At 57.4% G+C, this 17,143-nt stretch carries 14 protein-coding genes and 2 pseudogenes; 9 read left to right on the forward strand and 7 right to left on the reverse strand.

Features of this window, described 5'->3' with window-relative positions:
• Positions 1-125: 125 nt before the first annotated feature.
• The 3 genes and pseudogenes from OA238_RS20415 (at position 126) to OA238_RS20430 (ending at position 3,669) form a co-directional block, all read left to right on the forward strand.
• On the forward strand, positions 126-1,082 hold the full coding sequence (locus OA238_RS20415) for an L-malyl-CoA/beta-methylmalyl-CoA lyase (protein ID WP_015496662.1): 957 nt from the start codon (positions 126-128) through the stop codon (positions 1,080-1,082).
• 374 nt (positions 1,083-1,456) lie between these two features.
• Positions 1,457-2,437, forward strand: a pseudogene (locus OA238_RS20425) (tyrosine-type recombinase/integrase).
• An 11-nt stretch (positions 2,438-2,448) separates the two neighbouring features.
• The gene (locus OA238_RS20430) at positions 2,449-3,669 is read left to right on the forward strand and encodes an IS91 family transposase (protein ID WP_044037269.1); all 1,221 of its coding nucleotides are present in this window, start codon (positions 2,449-2,451) and stop codon (positions 3,667-3,669) included.
• 408 nt (positions 3,670-4,077) lie between these two features.
• On the opposite strand, the gene OA238_RS20435 is transcribed toward OA238_RS20430, so the two are convergent.
• The gene (locus OA238_RS20435) at positions 4,078-4,968 is read right to left on the reverse strand and encodes a LysR family transcriptional regulator (RefSeq protein WP_015496665.1); all 891 of its coding nucleotides are present in this window, start codon (positions 4,966-4,968) and stop codon (positions 4,078-4,080) included.
• Positions 4,969-5,140: 172 nt separating this feature from the next.
• On the opposite strand from OA238_RS20435, the gene tnpC reads away from it, so the two are divergent.
• The 5 genes and pseudogenes from tnpC (at position 5,141) to OA238_RS20460 (ending at position 10,054) form a co-directional block, all read left to right on the forward strand.
• Positions 5,141-6,556 carry an IS66 family transposase gene (tnpC, locus tag OA238_RS20440; protein WP_015494296.1) on the forward strand — a complete coding sequence of 472 codons (1,416 nt, stop codon included), beginning with the start codon at positions 5,141-5,143 and terminating at the stop codon, positions 6,554-6,556.
• 123 nt (positions 6,557-6,679) lie between these two features.
• Positions 6,680-7,177, forward strand: a complete 498-nt coding sequence (locus OA238_RS20445; protein WP_015496666.1) for a lactoylglutathione lyase family protein — start codon at positions 6,680-6,682, stop codon at positions 7,175-7,177.
• Between the two features lie 109 nt (positions 7,178-7,286).
• Positions 7,287-8,263, forward strand: a pseudogene (locus OA238_RS20450) (IS1595 family transposase).
• Between the two features lie 337 nt (positions 8,264-8,600).
• On the forward strand, positions 8,601-9,563 hold the full coding sequence (locus OA238_RS20455) for an acetyl-CoA carboxylase carboxyltransferase subunit alpha (protein ID WP_015496667.1): 963 nt from the start codon (positions 8,601-8,603) through the stop codon (positions 9,561-9,563).
• A complete protein-coding gene (locus OA238_RS20460) occupies positions 9,560-10,054 on the forward strand; it encodes a hypothetical protein (protein ID WP_015496668.1) in 495 nt (164 codons plus the stop codon). Before OA238_RS20455 ends, OA238_RS20460 begins: the two co-directional genes overlap by 4 nt.
• Here the strand turns inward: OA238_RS20460 and OA238_RS20465 are convergent.
• The 5 genes from OA238_RS20465 to OA238_RS20485 are packed head-to-tail and all read right to left on the reverse strand — an operon-like array spanning position 10,051 to position 13,526.
• On the reverse strand, positions 10,051-10,629 hold the full coding sequence (locus tag OA238_RS20465; RefSeq protein WP_015496669.1) for a hypothetical protein: 579 nt from the start codon (positions 10,627-10,629) through the stop codon (positions 10,051-10,053). The genes OA238_RS20460 and OA238_RS20465 overlap by 4 nt on opposite strands.
• Complete coding sequence (locus OA238_RS20470; RefSeq protein WP_015496670.1) at positions 10,623-11,222, reverse strand: pyridoxamine 5'-phosphate oxidase family protein; 600 nt, start codon at positions 11,220-11,222, stop codon at positions 10,623-10,625. The genes OA238_RS20465 and OA238_RS20470 overlap by 7 nt, the downstream gene beginning before the upstream one ends.
• On the reverse strand, positions 11,219-11,956 hold the full coding sequence (locus tag OA238_RS20475; protein WP_015496671.1) for a lysophospholipid acyltransferase family protein: 738 nt from the start codon (positions 11,954-11,956) through the stop codon (positions 11,219-11,221). Before OA238_RS20475 ends, OA238_RS20470 begins: the two co-directional genes overlap by 4 nt.
• Entirely contained in the window at positions 11,953-12,858 is a 906-nt protein-coding gene (locus OA238_RS20480) for a cell division protein FtsX (protein WP_015496672.1), read from the reverse strand. The genes OA238_RS20475 and OA238_RS20480 overlap by 4 nt, the downstream gene beginning before the upstream one ends.
• Positions 12,855-13,526 (reverse strand): cell division ATP-binding protein FtsE, encoded by a 672-nt coding sequence (locus OA238_RS20485; RefSeq protein ID WP_015496673.1) that lies wholly within the window; start codon positions 13,524-13,526, stop codon positions 12,855-12,857. The genes OA238_RS20480 and OA238_RS20485 overlap by 4 nt, the downstream gene beginning before the upstream one ends.
• Before the next feature lie 163 nt (positions 13,527-13,689).
• Here OA238_RS20485 and OA238_RS20490 point away from each other — a divergent pair, with 163 nt between their 5' ends.
• A complete protein-coding gene (locus OA238_RS20490; RefSeq protein WP_015496674.1) occupies positions 13,690-14,532 on the forward strand; it encodes a zinc-ribbon domain-containing protein in 843 nt (280 codons plus the stop codon).
• 3 nt (positions 14,533-14,535) lie between these two features.
• Here the strand turns inward: OA238_RS20490 and OA238_RS20495 are convergent, their stop codons facing one another.
• On the reverse strand, positions 14,536-17,118 hold the full coding sequence (locus tag OA238_RS20495) for a TIGR02302 family protein (RefSeq protein WP_015496675.1): 2,583 nt from the start codon (positions 17,116-17,118) through the stop codon (positions 14,536-14,538).
• Positions 17,119-17,143 lie beyond the last annotated feature (25 nt).

Raw genomic sequence — 17,143 nt, forward strand, 5'->3', positions numbered from 1 at the left:
GGGAATGCGCATAATTTTACCGCAACGCTGCCTCGCTCCTTTCAAGTTTGCACTTGCAGCATAACGCGCAATAATCTAACCCTCACGACAACTCGTACGTAACTTCATTACCTAAAGGATCGCCCATGTCATTCCGCTTGCAGCCTACCCCCGTCGCTCGTCCAAACCGTTGCCAGCTGTTTGGGCCGGGATCGAATGCGAAACTGCATCCGAAAATGGCGGCGAGCGCGGCAGATGTGATCAACCTTGACCTAGAGGACTCGGTCAGCCCGTCCGACAAAGACAGCGCACGGATCAATGTGATCGAGGCGATTAACACGATTGATTGGAGCAGCAAGACCCTGTCGGTGCGTATCAACGGACTGGACACGCCGTATTGGTATCGCGACGTGGTGGATGTGTTGGAACAAGCAGGTGACCGGCTGGACCAGATCATGATCCCGAAGGTCGGGTGCGCGGCGGATGTTTACGCCGTGGATGCGCTGGTGACGGCTATTGAAGCGGCCAAGGGGCGCAAAAAAACCATTTCTTTTGAGGTTATCATCGAATCCTCAGCCGGCATCGCGCATGTAGAAGAGATCGCGGCATCCAGCCCGCGCCTGCAGGCGATGTCATTGGGAGCGGCGGATTTCGCGGCCTCAATGGGAATGCAGACGACGGGCATCGGCGGCACACAGGAAAATTATTACATGCTGCACGGGGAGGCGCGGCATTATTCCGACCCGTGGCACTGGGCGCAAACGGCAATTGTGGCCGCCTGTCGCACCCATGGTGTGTTGCCTGTGGATGGCCCGTTCGGAGATTTCTCGGATGACGAAGGGTACCGCGCACAGGCGCGCCGCTCTGCGACCCTTGGCATGGTTGGCAAATGGGCGATCCACCCCAAACAGATCGCGCTGGCCAACGAGGTGTTTACACCGTCCGACGAGGCCGTCGCCGAAGCCCGTGAAATTCTAGCCGCGATGGCCGAGGCAACAGCGCGCGGCGAAGGGGCGACCGTTTACAAGGGGCGCTTGGTCGATATCGCCAGCATCAAACAGGCGGAAGTCATCGTTAAACAATCCGAAATGATCGCGGGTTAACCGGTTAACGGACGCAATAATTTCCCACGACGTGCCTGTGCACTGTGCGTACACGCCCTGTATGTACAGTGTATTCTACTGCGCATTTATTGCAGCGTCAACAATTGGCTTGGCGATTTGGTGGCCATAATGTTGCGCCGCCGCAATCTGGCGGCGCGCGGGAAGCAAAAGGGGCGGATCAGCCTTCAAGCGACACGTAGATGTCAGTGAGAAGATCCAGTTCGAAAGTGCATTGCTGGACAAGGACGAAGCCGCTCGCGCGGCAATTGGCGCCCGTTCCTGGTGTTGCGCGCTGACTTTAGCTGAGTGCATTTGGTAATTTGCCGAACCTGTTTGACGATTGGGGCTTCTCAAACGTCAAATAGGAGGTTCCCATGACACAGGAGAAGATAACCCCGCTACGTGAGCGGATGATCCCTCTCGGGACATTGCTGCGCAATACCCTGCCGGGCAGCGGAATACATGCGTATCCACGGGATGGGCGACAAGGCGCAGAAAGCCCACATTCGTGCAATCAAGCACTTTGCTGGGTTTTTGAAGAGGTCGCCAGATACAGCGACGCCGGACGATCTGCGCGCCTATCAACTTCACATGACCGATACCGAGGTCACGCCACCAACGTTCAACACGCGGATCATGGCCCTGCGGTTTCTGTTCGGCACGACCTGCGACCGTGAGGATATGAAGCGCTACATGCAGTTCCGGACGCAGCCACGCCGGCTACCGAGTGTATTGAGTATCGAAGAGGTCTCGGAGGTGCTTGCAGCGGCCCCAGGCCCGGGGCTCAAATATCGTGCGGCTCTGAGCATTTCCTATGGCGCAGGATTGCGGGCATCGGAGGTCTGTAGTCTCAAGGTCAGCGATATCGTGCCCTTGGCGCGTCTTCGACACGACAGCGACCGGATGCTGATCCACGTTGACGAGGGCAAAGGTGGCAAGGACCGTAAGGTCATGCTGTCGCCCGATCTGTTGGACCTGCTTCGCGACTATTGGCGCGAGGCACGACCGGAGGGCTGGCTGTTTCCGGGAAAGCCCAAGATCACCCCGATCTCGGCAAGGCAGCTGAGCCGGTCGTTCAACTCGGCCAAGCACCTCGTTGGGCTTTCCAAGCCTGCCACCCTGCATACGTTGCGGCACAGCTTCGCGACACATCTGCTGGAGGTCAACATCCCCTCTCGGCAGATTGCTGCGCAATCGCCTGCCGGGCAGTGGATGTCCGGGTCATTCATGTGTTGCTCGGTCATGCCAAATTGAGCACCACAGCGCGTTATACCCATGTCGCCACCAAAACCATCCGGGACACACCCAGCCCGTTTGACACGCTCAAGAAGCTGAACATTGAGAACCCGGGGTAAGCACCGGTCAGTTGGCCAAGCCAACACTGGAGATTGCTGACATTTTCCAAAAGGATGGTCCTGCATGGCGGCAAGCAAACAAGGGACATGTCAGCCTGTCTCAGCTCAAAGTGATGTCCTCCATTGAAGCCTGCCGAACAGAGGCGCTCGGCGGGCATGTGGCGGCTTGCACCAAGTGCGACCATCAGCACATCGCGTACAACAGCTGCAAGAACCGGCACTGTCCCAAATGTCAGGGACCGGCAGCGCGCGACTGGCTGGCGGCGCGTGCCGAAGACTTGTTGCCCGTGGCATACTTCCATGTGGTGTTCACCCTGCCTTCCGAGATTGCGCGGATCGCCCTCTGGAACAAGAAGGCCGTCTATGGCCTGCTGTTCAAAGCGTCTGCACAAACGGTGATGACAATTGCAGCGGATCCCAAAAGGCTTGGCGCTAAGGTTGGCATGACCAGCGTTCTGCACACATCGCGCCAGAGGCGCGTCTTCGACACGACGGGATCGGCTCTCACGCATTACCCTCACGTCCACATGATCGTGCCGGGTGGAGGCTTATCACCCAACGGCAATCGCTGGGTCGCGTGCAGGCCAGGCTTCTTCCTGCATGTGCGGGTGCTGTCACGCTTGTTCCGTCGCCTGTTTATCGAAGGGCTGCTGACCCTGCACCGCGCAGGCGAACTGGTCTTCTTCGGTGACCTGACGGGGCTGTCAGATGCTGACGCTTTTGCCGCGTATCTCGCGCCAATGCGCAAAATCGAATGGGTAATTTATGCCAAACCGCCCTTCGATGGGCCTGAGGCCGTGTTGGCCTATCTCAGCCGCTACACCCACCGCATCGCCATCTCAAACAGCCGATTGATCAGTGCTGATGCCGACACCGTAGCGTTCAAATGGAAAGACTACCGGGTCAAATCTGGCGACAGACGTTCCGTCATGCACCTTTCTGCCGCCGAGTTTATCCGACGCTTCCTGATCCACGTTCTCCCGTATCGCTTCCACCGCATCCGCCACTATGGCCTGCTCGCGAGTTCCAAACGAAAGGCAAATATAGCAAAGGTTCGCACCTTACTCGGCGCTCAACCCCCACAACAAGATGATCCTCCAGCCACCGAGGTCACGCCGCTCACACTACAAGAACCATGCCCCGACTGTGGCGGTGCAATGCGCATCATCGAGACCTTCCGACGCGGCCATAAACCGCAAACCCGCGCACCACCTAGAAAGGCCGCCGCATGACGAGATGCACGCCAACATTTTTCAGACATTCCCTGAACTGCAGAGCGTTCAGGGCAGGTATCGGTTTGTCTAAGAGAAAATTAGTGGCGTTTAGCGCGCCCGAACCGGAGACAAAGCACTCCACAAAACAAGATCAAGCGCATCAATTCACCGCGCGAAACACAAACCGTCAAGTTCTCACGCCACCCTCGGAAGCGGCAACTTCGCGCTTTCCCCATAGAGCACACCCAGACCCCACGGCTTCCTCCTAGTCATGTTTCCCAACGCGGGCCCACCGCAGCACCAAACGGAAAAGACACGCTCAGGCCCGCATCGAAAAAACTTAAACCTTGCCGTTCAATTTACTAATCTGAACGTCAGCTATCTGTTCCAGCCGATACCCATTTTGCTTGTTACTCCTGTGAAACGTTATCTCAAAGCCGTTGCCGTACGACCAATGAAGTCGTTCAAAGCAGCGACGCGCGCGATTTCGCTCCGTCCCTTACGGGAAATTATCCACAGATCATGAAATCGTTGTTTCGGAAGTTGAATGATCGCCAACTCCTGCCTTTCAGCAAAGGCATCGACGCCGGATTTGGGCAATATTGTGTATCCCAACCCCTGCGCTACTGGAATGGGGATTTGGCCGATCTGGTTGACGAACGTCCTTACCCGCAAGCGGTCAGCCCCTTTGTAATCTTTTGGGAAGTTCAGCGAAAAGAGATCATCCGCATATGCATACCCGTCTGGATGCGCGACAAAACCGAGCTCGTTCAAGAGGTGCAGGTCAAGGACTTGTCCGGCGAGGGAGCGCGGAACAACCAAACACAACTCTTCACGGGCCAATTCAATTGCGTCCAGTCGGGGGTGGTTGACTGGTTCAGCGACGACCCCCAAATCAAACTCTCCATTAAGAACGGATGTCAAAATGCTCATATGTGGAGCAGCCGTAACACGGATCACAAGCTCGGGCGCCTGATGCATCCGATCAAGAAGATGCGGATAAATCCACATGGCAAAGCTGCCAGAACACCCAAGGCTGATGTCGCCTACGTCTGGATCATCAGAATTGATGGTGTCTTGCAGTTCGCGCTCTTGCTGACGTCGCGCAAGGCCGATGGTCAGCACGGCTTCACCAGCGGGGGTGAGCGTGAAGGACTTTCCATCCTTTGATACCAGCGGTTTTCCGACTTGGGACGCCAGTTTGTGCAGATGCTGCGAAACACCAGGCTGGGTCATCCCCAACAGCTCCGCCGTGCGCGTAAAATGTCCGACCTCGCACAGCGTTGTAAAGGTATTCAACCACGTTGCATTTAGCATGACTGCCTCAAAAAATTATGAAAATAATAAAAAATGTAACTCCCAAGCACCCCAGCCGATAACGGGTTTTTGTCAGTTTTGATGTGAGTCTCCTTGACCATTAGGCGCATGAATTTTCTGTTGTGGTCTGAATTTCGTGGCGCTGTGACGATTTCTCTGAATCATTGGTGGAATGGACCAAGTTACTGCTCTTGAACAACTCCTCGCCACGGCTCTGCGCAGGATCGCCGAGTTGGAAGCCGCGTTGGCGAGCATGGCGCAAGAGAATGCGGATCTGCGGCGTCAGTTGGCTAAGAACAGCAGTAATAGCAGCAAGCCGCCTTCGAGTGATGGGTTGAAGAAACCGGTACCGCGTAGCCTGCGTGGTAAGTCCGGTAAGAAAAGTGGTGGCCAAGTTGGCCACCGAGGCGACACCCTACGTCAGACAGCAACGCCTGACTTTGTGGAGCGACATGAGGCTGAGGCCTGTGGCACCTGTCAGCATGGCTTGACGGCTGGGATGATCAAGGCGGTGGAGAGGCGTCAGGTTTATGACATACCGGTGCCGCGTCTGGAGGTCACAGAGCATCAGGCAGCGATTTATTGTTGTGGCCATTGCCGAGCCACGACGACAGCCACCTTTCCCGATGGCGTGAATGCACACGTGCAATACGGTAAGCGCATTCGGGCGGCGGCGGTCTACTGCAATGTTCAGCAGCTGATCCCCGAGGATCGGGTCTGCCAACTCCTGCGTGATTTGTTTGGTGCCACCAGCCTATGCGCGGCCAGCGTGACCAACTGGGTGAACGGCACAGCGCGTACCTTGGGTGGCGTCGTCGAACACATTCTGGCCCGGCTCAATGAAGGCGGCGTTCGGCATCTGGATGAGACCGGACTTCGTGTTGATGGTAAGCTGCACTGGCTGCACTCAATCAGCGATCTCGCCTTCACGCATTATCGCATCAGCGCCAAGCGCGGTGCTGTTCCATCCTTCCTGACCGGCGGGACAATTGTTCATGACCACTGGAAGTCCTATTACGCCCATATGAGTGGGGTGGACGCGCACGCCCTGTGCGGGGCGCATCATTTACGGGAACTCAAGGCCATCGAAGAAATCGAAAAGGAGCCGTGGGCGTGCGCGATGAGCGTGCTGCTCAACAGCGCCAATCAGCTCAAGTGCGCGGCTCAGGGGCGAGGCGAGACCGAACTCCCCACGTCGGTTCACCACGACATCCTCACCAAATACATGGCGATCCTCACCGAGGGCCTCGCCTTCCATGAGCGACAAGACCCACTGGCTAGACGCACTGGTGCGCGAGGCCGAAAAGCCAGGCGGCCAGGCCATAACCTTCTGGTCCGCTTGCGCGACTACCGTGATGACGTCCTAAGGTTCCTTACGGACTTCACAGTTCCCTTCACCAACAATCAGGCCGAACGGGACCTGCGCATGATGAAGTTGCGCATGAAAATCTCGGGAACTTTCCGCACCCTCGAGGGCGCGCAGGTCTTCGCTGACATCAGATCCGTCATCTCGACGGTCAGAAAACACGGGGGCAATATCCTCGAAACACTCACCCTATCACCACAACAGATCATCGCTCGGCTCTAACGTCGCAAGGGCAACACAAAACCCGATATCCGATGGGGTCCTTGGGAGTTACTAAAAAATGATAATTTTTAATTCGGGGACAGTCCGTCTAATTCTCTTTCAACACCCTTGAAAGGAAACACCATGCAACCGACACCACGCTCATTCTCTCATATCGGCTTGTCTGTTCCAGATTTGGACCAGGCGATCAAATTCTACGGCGACGTTCTTGGCTTCTATGTGATCATGGAACCTACTGTCATTATCGAAGACGACAGCGCCATTGGCCAGATGTGCTCGGACGTTTTTGGCAAAGGTTGGGGGCGCATGCGCATCGCGCACTTAGCGACGGCTGATCGTATCGGGTTTGAGCTGTTCGAATTCGAAGGACACAAGGCGCCGGAAGATAACCTTAACTTCAGACAACACGGCACGTTTCATTTTGCTATTCAGGATCCGAACCTTGAGGATCTACTGGCAAAAATCGTTGCGGCTGGCGGCAAGCAACGCATGCACGTTCGCGAATATTTCCCCGACGAGAAACCATATCGCATGGTTTACGTCGAAGACCCGTTTGGGATCGTCTTTGAACTCTACAGTCACAGCTATGAACTGACATACTCTAACGGTGCTTACACATGAGCCAGAAGCCAACATTCGCTTTGCAAAGGCTTATCCCCTTTGCTCCGGCGGCACCTGATGTAGTGCGAAGCGGCTTGCCAATCTAGAATGTTCTGGTATTGTTCTTCCCATGCCAGCCAGATGGAAAAACGACAAACCCATGTCCCGCCCCGCGTTCGACGCCAGGTTTTCTGATGAGGAAGCGTGTTCGCATTATCTGGTGGAACATCGTTGGCCTGAGGGCTTCGTCTGTCCTTCCTGTGGCACCTGCAAGGGCTGGCCGTTAAAGCGAAATCGCGCGACTTGGGAATGTGCCGGTTGCGCACGGCAGACATCCGTGACGGCTGGCACGGTAATGCACAGCAGCCATTTGCCGTTGCGAATTTGGTTTCTTGCCGCGCACATCATCACCAGCCATTCCAACGGCATGTCAGCGCTGCAACTTCAGGCGCAACTTGGCCTTGGCAGCTACAAGACGGGTCGCCATCGTCGCTCGGACCGATGGCGCTTCTCGGCGACCTCCTCTTGCAAAAGCTGCGGCGGTCGATGGTCAACCCTGACCGCAACCCCCTGAAAGACCTTGTCGAAATCGATGAAACAGAGATGCCGTTCCGGTCCCGGCATGATCCCGAGGACCGGCCAAAGGGTGGGCGGAGCCCGGTTGGAAAGATGTTTGTCGTCTGTGCCGTCGAGTTATCAAGTGACGGACATCCGCGCCGTATCAGGATGAAACACATTCCCGACGGCGCGTCAAAGACGCTGCACGGGTTCATTGGTCAGGCTGTAGAGCCTGGCGCTCACATCATCACGGATGGCTGGCTCGGTTACGAAAATCCTCCTGCAAACACGCATGAGGCAAAGGTCGTCAGCGGCAAGAAGGCACACGACATACTCCACTGGGTCCACCGCGTGTTCTCCAACCTAAAAACGTGGGCAAAAGGCGTCTTCCACGGCCTCAGAAAGTGCCATCTACAACGCTATCTCGACGAATTCGTGTTCCGCTGGAACCGACGGCGACACATGCGAAGCGCCTTCGACACGCTGCTGGGGATCGGTGTTGGTCTCGGGCCAGCGACATATCGTGATTTTGTTGAACAGCGCGCCTGAAGGGCCTCGTTCACGGCAAAAGCCACGCCCTATAAACCCACCAGACGTTACAAACTGATCCGATCCGCCTCTAAAGCCACAAGGGCAAGATTCTGCGCCGCGTCAACATGTGGGGCAACCGGACTAAAAGGGATAAGTCTTCACTTTGCAAGTGAGTGTCGGCACAAGGGGGCTCGAAGCCGTCGTTCACGGGTCTTGACGATCGTCTTCGTTGGCGGGGTATTGTCGCAACGGGATCACCTGAAGTGAAAGTGCCGCGCGGGGCGGGTTTGTGGTGAGTTGCATGCACTCCTCAGCGACCGTATATCAGAGCTAAGATTTATTGGAGCCGACCCACATGACCAACTACCTCGATTTTGAACGGCCGCTGGCCGAGATTGAAGGCAAAGCTGCCGAATTGCGCGCGCTGGCCCGTGCGAACGAGGACATGGACGTCGAGTCCGAGGCAAAGGCGCTTGATAAAAAGGCGGCCGATTTGTTGGTGAGCCTCTACGGCGACCTGACCCCGTGGCGCAAATGCCAGATCGCGCGTCACGCGGATCGTCCCCATTGCAAAGACTACATCGAGGCGTTGTTCACGCAGTACACGCCCCTGGCGGGGGATCGAAATTTCGCCGATGACCACGCGGTTATGGGTGGATTGGCGCGGCTTGACGGGCGGCCCATCATGGTGATCGGCCATGAAAAGGGCAACGACACCAAATCCCGCATTGAGCGTAATTTCGGCATGGCGCGGCCCGAGGGCTACCGCAAGGCAATCCGTCTGATGGACATGGCGGACCGGTTCGGCCTGCCTGTTGTGACGTTGGTGGACACGCCCGGTGCCTACCCCGGAAAAGGTGCCGAAGAACGCGGCCAGTCCGAGGCGATTGCACGATCAACGCAGAAATGTCTGCAACTGAAAGTGCCGCTGGTCAGCGTCATCATCGGCGAAGGTGGATCGGGCGGCGCGGTGGCGTTTGCCACGGCCAACCGCGTCGCGATGCTGCAACATTCGGTTTATTCGGTGATCTCACCGGAAGGCTGCGCGTCGATCCTGTGGAAAGACGCCGAAAAGATGCGTGAAGCGGCAGAGGCACTGCGGCTGACGGCGCAAAACCTGAAAGAGCTCGGCGTTTGTGACATGATCATCAACGAACCAGTGGGCGGTGCGCATCGCCACAAACAGGCCGCGATCACCGGCGTCGGCGCGGCGATCAACACCATGCTGAAACAGATGGACGCCATGAGCCCGGATGAATTGCGCCATGCGCGGCGTCAGAAATACCTCGAACTTGGTGCAAAGGGTTTGGCGGCGTGATCCGCCTCGCGCTCTCCTTGATTTTCGCGGCGCAATCGGTTGCTGCGGGCGGATTGATGGAGCGCACGGTGACGTTTGGCGCGTTGGCCTATGACGATGTGGCGGCCCCAATCTTTGTGGGGGAACGCCATCCGGCGGTGGTCACAAACGGCATCGAATACGGGCTGGAACCGGAAGGCGTGCAAAACGGCTGGGACATCGTGCCTGCCATCATCGACATTCGCGACCAACAGATCATCGTGACCTATCCCGAGACTGTGGGCGGCACGTTTCCGGCACCGGAATTTAACGGCTATGTGCTGGATTTCCTGACCGACTGCGTGCTGTTTAACGGGGCGGGTCAGGATTTGGAAAACTCGACAGTGGTTCTGGCTGACGACGCGATTTTCGTTGAGGGATCAAAGCTGTACGTGGATATGTCCGGCCTCGATTTTGGGCCGCAGACGTTTATTGTGGTGAATTTGGACGTGGCGGATTGCTCGCTGAGTTAGGGGTTCTGCACGAGGTCCTTGAAAACCATGACCTCAGCGATCAACCCACCGGCCGTGGTCATGGTCACGCTTAACCCACCGTCATTCGGACCGTTTTGTTCGCGCCACGCAATTGACCGCACAAGACTTTCGCTGTCGTCCGTCGTATCCAATTCGGCGACGTCGGGGCGCAGATCACCAAATGGTTCGATCATGCTGCTGACGCGCCCGATAAACCCGTCAGGCGCGACATCAAAGACCTGCTGGGCAGAGTCCGTCGTGCTGCCATACACCATACAAATTCGCACAGGCGGTTCAGCGATTTCGCCCCATTCAGCAACGAACCGCGCGTCGAATAGAACAGCCGCGCCGCCGTTCGTAATGCGCTCGTCCGTGGTTATTCCGTCATAAACGCCAATCGCACGCCCCATACCATCAAACGGGGTCACGCCCACAGAGACGTAGGGCAAACAGTGTTCTGTAAGCACCAATTCAAGCCGATCTTCATCACTGACATGGCGCCAAACATTGAAGCCCAATATCGCGACAGCGGTGATGCCTGCGCCTGTCAGAAATCCATAAACCTTGGCTACCACATCTTCGCCTTTGCGTTTTCTGCATAGCCGTCATCATAGGCTTGGGCATCAAATTCCGCCTGTTGTTCTTTCAACAACTGACCCGCGGTTGGCAGGCCGTCCACCGCCGCACCGGTCCACAATTCAGATCGCATGATTGCCTTGGCACATTGGAAATAGGCCTCACTCAGCGTGATGACGATCACCGACTTTGGCTGCTTGCCAGATTGCGCAAACGCGCCGGTGACGTCAGGGTCGTCCGACAACACCGCCGCGCCGTTGACGCGGATCACGTTGGTTGATCCGGATATCATGAACAGCAAACTCACCCGTCCGTCGCGCACGATATTGCGCAGACTGTCTATGCGGTTGTTGCCGCGCCAATCCGGAAGCCATAGCGTTCTATCATCCACAATGCGCACCACGGGGCCGACGTCACCACGTGGACTGCCATCGCTGCCTTCTGGACCAACGGTGGACAAAATACAAAACCGCGCAGCATTGATCCATTTCACGTAGTGCGGCGACAGGCGCGTCACGACTTTAGTCAACGATGCTGGCGACGCCACATCATAAAGTGCCTCAAGCGTTGCGATATCATTGATCGTTTTCATTCGTCAATCGCGGTAAAACCCGCCTCTCGCATCAATTCGTTCGAGCGGGTTTCGATCACGTCTTGTAGCTTGGCGGTGAAGGCGGTCAGTTCCATTCCGGCGGGGATACGCGGCAGAAATTCGATCACTGCGGTGCCTTGTGCGCGATAGATACCGCGTTTTGGCCAGAACACCCCAACGTTGGCGGCGACAGGCACGCAGTCTTGGCCCAGTTCCGTATACAGGATGCCAGCGCCGACTTTGTACTTTGCCTTCACACCCGGTGAGATGCGGGTGCCTTGGGGATAGATGATCAACTGACCCGGCAATGCGCGGCCCGCGGCAACGTCTGCGACCATCTTTTTGATCGCCAAGCCGCGTTTGCCACGTTCAACAGGAATACAGCCAACGCGCAGGCCAAACTGACCCAAGACAGGCGCATACATCAGAAGCTTTTTCATGATGAATTTACCGGTCGGCAAAGCGCCGTAGATCATAATCACGTCGAGGAAGGATTGATGTTTGGCCGCGATAAGCACTTCGTCGCTTGGCGGGGTGCCACGCACTTCGCATTTCAGGCCGATCATCCAGCCCGCCGACCATTGAACCCACAAGCAATAGAAACGACAGGCAAATATGGCAACGCGTCGCGAAAAGATGACGGGGATGAAAAACACCACACCGACAATGGCCATGGCGAAATACATATGGATCACAAAGATCAGCGATCGAACCCATTGGATGGCGTATCTCATGATTGCTCCTTCAAGGTGCGTAATGCGGCCTGACGTGTGGCAACGAACGCCACAAGACCCGCTAGAACGGGGATAACCAGTGGCCACAGCCAATGCCAGCCTTGAAACCCCAATCCGGTCAGGAACCCGCCCGCTGCGTCCGCACGGGGCAGCAGCAATATCGCGAGAGTGCCCAAAGTCGTGCCCATCGCCGCCCCCAACAGGGCGCGCAGAGTGAACCGGCGCACAAAGGCGCGGGCGATGTAGATATCACGCGCGCCAACAAGGCGCATCACGCGGATAACTTGGGCATTGGCCGCCAAGGCTGCATGGGCCGCGAGCGTGATCATAGCGGCTGTGGTGACTGCGATCAGGGCCAACGACACGATCCCAAGCAAGCGCAGGCGCGACGCGGCCTCGACCAGCGGTTCGCGCCAACGGGTGTGATCATCAAGCACCGCACCAAGAACTTCGGCCTGAAGGCGGGCGCGAAGACCCGTGGCATCATAGCCGTCCGCGTCTTCGATAATCTCAATCAGTTGCGGGATCGGCAGGCTTTCGACAGGCAGGTCCGGCCCGAACCACGGCGCAAGCAGGGCGCGTTGTTCATCCGCGCTCAGCGGCCGTGCCTCTGCCACGCCGGGCGTGGATTGCAACACCGTCAGTGCCGCGCGGGTCTGCGCATCCATCTGGTCTTGCGGTGCGGAAATCCGCAGCGTCGATGTCTTTGCCAGTTCTGCCGACCAGCGATCTGCCAGCCGCCCAGCGGCAAGCGACAGCGCCAAGGCGAAGACCGCCAAAAATGCCATCGCAGCCGCCGACAACACTGTCAGCCTTGCGGTGAAACCAGTGGGTGGCACAGCACGATCCGCCTGCGGATCCCCCGCGAGCAATTCGAGAAGGCGGTTCAGGATATCCATCATAGATCCGCGCCCGCCAGTTGCAGGCGGCGATCCTTAAGCCGCAACACACGCGCTGACACCTGCGCCTTGGCCGCACGAATGAGGCTGATATCATGGGTGGCGATCAAAACAGTTTTACCCATCTTGTTGAGTTCAACCAGCAGCGACAGCAACCGCTGCGACATCTCCCAGTCGACATTGCCTGTAGGTTCATCGGCCAAAATCACCTCTGGGGACATGATGACGGCGCGGGCCAGTGCGGCGCGTTGGCGTTCGCCACCCGACAGTTGTGGCGGAAATTGCTCCGTTTGTTTGCTGAGCCCGACCCAGCCGAGCAAATCCGAAAGGTCGCCAGCGGATGCAGTGCGTCCCGACACGGTCAGCGGCAGGGCAATGTTTTCGGCCAATGTCAGATGATCCAAAAACTGACAGTCCTGATGCACAACACCGATACGACGCCGCGTTTGCGCCACCGCGTCCCGATCCAGCCCACGGGCATCTTGACCAAACAGACGCGCCTGCCCGCTTGTCGCGACCAATTCACCATAGCACAGCTTTAACAGCGTGGTCTTACCCGCGCCGGATGGTCCTGTCAGAAAATGAAATGACCCGGCGGCAAGCTGCAAGTTCAGCCCAGAGAACAGTTCTGCTCCGCCATAATTATAGGCCACGTTGTCCAGCTCAATCACGGCTGCCCCCCGTTTGTTGGGACGGTTTTGGCGCAAAGCTGCACCACATGCAATCTGCGCTTGTACCTTGTTCCTGCAAAACCTTTGCGCTCAGGCGTTAGGAACGGTAGGATTCCTCAAACAACGCGGGCAGAATGCTCTTTTGAGGCAGAGGAACAAGGTTATGCGGCTGATTTGCCCAAATTGCGGTGCGCAATATGAGGTGGCGGATGATGTCATCCCGACAGGTGGTCGTGACGTTCAGTGTTCCAATTGCGGACATACGTGGTTCGAACAACCCGGTGCATCCGTAGCCGCCGAACTGGGTTCCGAGGCTGAAACCCCGACAGAGCCAAGTCCTGAGCCGATCCCCGAACCGACACCTAAGCCAGATGTGGCCCCCATTCCAGAGCCGGAGGCTGTTCGCGAAGCGCCAAAACCGCGTGAAATGGCGTCCGACGTCACCAATATCCTTCGCCAAGAAGCGGAATACGAAAAATCTGCCCGCGAGGCCGACACAAACACCATCGAAACACAGCCCGATCTGGACTTGTCGCATGACCCCGACGAGGGCCGCCGCAGCCGCGAGGCGCGGGAACGTTTAGCGCGCCTGCGTGGTGAGCCAGAAAATGCTAACGCTGACGCTGTTAGTGCCGCCGTTGGGGCCGCCATGACGCAAGATGCCAACGCGCCGCGCCGCGAGTTATTGCCCGACATCGAAGAGATCAATTCCACCCTGCGTCCTGACAACACTGCGAACGCTGCTGTTAACTACGATGCTGATACTGAGCGTCCGCGCGGCGGTTTCAAGCGCGGGTTCATGTATGTCGTGATTATCGCGCTCGTAGCTCTCGCGATCTATGTTTTTGCGCCGCAAATCAGTGCTGCAGTGCCACAAGTCGAGCCCTATCTGACATCGTATGCGGAATGGGTGGACGGGCTACGCATCTTGCTGGATCAGAAGCTTCAGCAATTGATTGAAAGAGCCCAGTCGACCCCCGCAATCGAACCGAACCCCGAAGGCTAATCCCTAAAACCGTTCCAGCAGACGCCGCAGATAATCGAGTTCGATTTGCGGGCGTTCTTGGTCGGCGGAACGGCTGCGCAATTCTTGCAGAAGCTCTTCTGCACGACGGTCAATCTCGTCCTGCAACATCGATTCTTCTGACCCGAATTGTCCGGTATTACCCATCTGACGCCCCAATGGATCACGGCGTTCGGGTTCTGGTCGCCCTTCGGCGTTGCCCGTTTGGGTGCCTTGGCCTTCTTGCAGTTCATCCATCTGGTTTTCAGCCAAAGCCTGCCCAAGATTGCGCAATCCGTCGCGCAGCGCATCCATCGCTTCGGCCTGTTGATCAATCGCTTCGGCCAAATCGCCGTTGCGCAACGCATCCTCAGCGCCGTCCATCGCGCCCTCCGCACGTTCCAAAGATTGTTCGGCATTGTCCGCCGCGTCACCGGACAAACCCGGCAGGCCGTTGCGCAACTGGTTTAATCCGTCACGCAGCGCCTGTTGGCGTTCAGCCAGACTTTGCGGCCCACCGTTGCCTTCGCCGCCCTGCCCGTTGTCATCGGTCAGACCGCCTTGGGTGTTGTCGCCCTGACCTTGGCCTTGGCCCTGCTCCTGACCGGGTTGGTTGCCGTCACCTTCTTGGCCGTCTTGACCCTGCTGACCAGGTTCCTGGCCTTGCTGTTGCCCGTCTTGCTGGCCTTGATTGAACTGTTCCTGCAAATCGCGAAACGCTTCGTCGGTCAGGTCTTGCTGATCGCGCAGGGTTTCAGCCAAGTCTTCCATGGATTGCTGGCCGGGGGTTTGGGGGCCACCTTCGCCGCCTTCACCCTCAGTGACGCGCAGGTTTTCCATCAACTCGTTTAACTGCTCCATCAACTCCATGGCTTCGGCCATCCGGCCTTCTTCCATGAGTTCCTGAATACGGTCCATCAACGCCTGCAATTCGTCTTGGCTGATGTTGTTGCTTTCTTGGTTGTTGTCTGGCTGATCCGTGCCGTTGGGGTTGGGTTCTGCGTTCTGGGCAAGCATTTGCATATAGTCGTTCGTCGCCTCGCGCAGTTCCTGCATCAGTTCGGCAATTTCTTCGTCGGACGCGCCATTGCGCATGGCCTCTTCTAGGCGTTCTTGGGCACGTTCAAGACGGGCGCGTGCATTGGCAAGCGATCCCTCTTCGAGCTGCACAGCCAGTTCCCACAGCGCCAGCACGACTTCGTCTTGAACCGCATCGCTGAGGCCCGTGGTTTCCATATTTTCGAGCCGCCGGATGATATAGCGCAGGCGCAAATAAGTTGTCTCATCAGGAAACAGTTCATCAGGGCGGTTTGATATGGCGCGCAACACCTGTGCGACGCGGGGTGCGTTGGCCTTGGCCCACAAAATATCTCGACGCTGTTCGATTACGGCCCGCGCAATGGGCTGAAAAAACCGCCGACCGGGGAGAGTGATTTGCTGCGCTTCGCTGGACCCGACCTGCCCAAGCGCGTCTTCGACTTGCAGCGTCATCGTGACCGGCATGTTCGCCCACGGATGTTCGCTGAAATCATCGATCAGCAGTTCTTCGAAATCGGCACGATCGCCAGAAAACGGCATCGGTAGGTCAAGGAGAATGGCGTCGCGCGCGTCGCCATCAATCGCCAAACCGTGGCGGCGTGGCAATTCTGCAAGATTCAGTTCAATTGTCGCTGTACCCGCAATGACGCCGTAGTCGTCAGTGGCGGAAAACGGCTGGGACATCTCTCCCTGTGCGTCAGCCTCGATAGGTCCGCTCAACTCAACAGTTGGTTCAGCATCTTCGAGCAACAGGAATTTCCACGTCTGACCACCGGTCCCGACAATCAACAATTCGCCTTCTTGGGTCACTTCAAAACCCTGTTGTTGATCAGTTGCAGCGCCTAAATCCTCAGTGCGTCCTGACACGGTTTCAGACACGCTTAGCCCGCCGACGTCGCCGTAAAGTCGCAGCGTGATGAACGATCCCTGCGCCACCTGCACGCGATTGGCGATGATGTCGGCAAGATAAAGCGTCGGCTTTCCGGTGTAGTCAGGTGGTTCGATCCAGCCTTCCCAAACGGGCCCTGTCGCAAGGATGTCCGCACCCGTTGCCGCGTCAGCCACCGATCCGACACGCCAAATCGACCCGAACAGCAGTGCTATGACCATGACCAAAACGGCCATGTAGCGGATCCCGAACGGGTCATTGGACGACAAGCGCAAATCGGGTTCAACCGCCCGTGCATCGTGTGTCTTTTGTTCCATGCGGATCAGGTGGGCATTCCAGACGGCCTCGGATGCAGCATCACCAGTTCCAATGGCTTGCACGTCATTGAGTGCTGCAATCGGGCGTCCGGGAAGTCGGGCGTCCACGCGGGCAATGGCCTGCGCGTTGGTCGGCCATGCCATCTGGCGCGCACCACGATACAGGGTCCAAGCCAGCGCAACGAGTACTGCCACCCCATAGCCCCACACGACCTCAAGCGGCAGAAAATCCTGCCAGCCCATCATCAGCGGCGCGAGCGTAAAAAACAGCACCGTCCAGAACGGCCAAAACGCTTGCGTCAGACGTTCTGCGATCAGCCCCAGACGGGTCAGCAAAACTGGCATTTTCAAATGCCGTGGCGTGGGTCCG

This window comes from Octadecabacter arcticus 238 (assembly GCF_000155735.2).
Taxonomy (GTDB): domain Bacteria; phylum Pseudomonadota; class Alphaproteobacteria; order Rhodobacterales; family Rhodobacteraceae; genus Octadecabacter; species Octadecabacter arcticus.

Bases quoted from the DNA above. Each gene is read 5' to 3' on its own strand.
- OA238_RS20445 (WP_015496666.1), top strand. From the start codon at position 6,680: ATGCAACCGACACCACGCTCATTCTCTCATATCGGCTTGTCTGTTCCA.
- OA238_RS20495 (WP_015496675.1), bottom strand. From the start codon at position 17,118: ATGCCAGTTTTGCTGACCCGTCTGGGGCTGATCGCAGAACGTCTGACG.
- OA238_RS20475 (WP_015496671.1), bottom strand. From the start codon at position 11,956: ATGAGATACGCCATCCAATGGGTTCGATCGCTGATCTTTGTGATCCAT.
- OA238_RS20490 (WP_015496674.1), top strand. From the start codon at position 13,690: ATGCGGCTGATTTGCCCAAATTGCGGTGCGCAATATGAGGTGGCGGAT.
- OA238_RS20470 (WP_015496670.1), bottom strand. From the start codon at position 11,222: ATGAAAACGATCAATGATATCGCAACGCTTGAGGCACTTTATGATGTG.
- OA238_RS20415 (WP_015496662.1), top strand. From the start codon at position 126: ATGTCATTCCGCTTGCAGCCTACCCCCGTCGCTCGTCCAAACCGTTGC.
- OA238_RS20455 (WP_015496667.1), top strand. From the start codon at position 8,601: ATGACCAACTACCTCGATTTTGAACGGCCGCTGGCCGAGATTGAAGGC.
- tnpC (WP_015494296.1), top strand. From the start codon at position 5,141: ATGGACCAAGTTACTGCTCTTGAACAACTCCTCGCCACGGCTCTGCGC.
- OA238_RS20435 (WP_015496665.1), bottom strand. From the start codon at position 4,968: ATGCTAAATGCAACGTGGTTGAATACCTTTACAACGCTGTGCGAGGTC.
- OA238_RS20480 (WP_015496672.1), bottom strand. From the start codon at position 12,858: ATGATGGATATCCTGAACCGCCTTCTCGAATTGCTCGCGGGGGATCCG.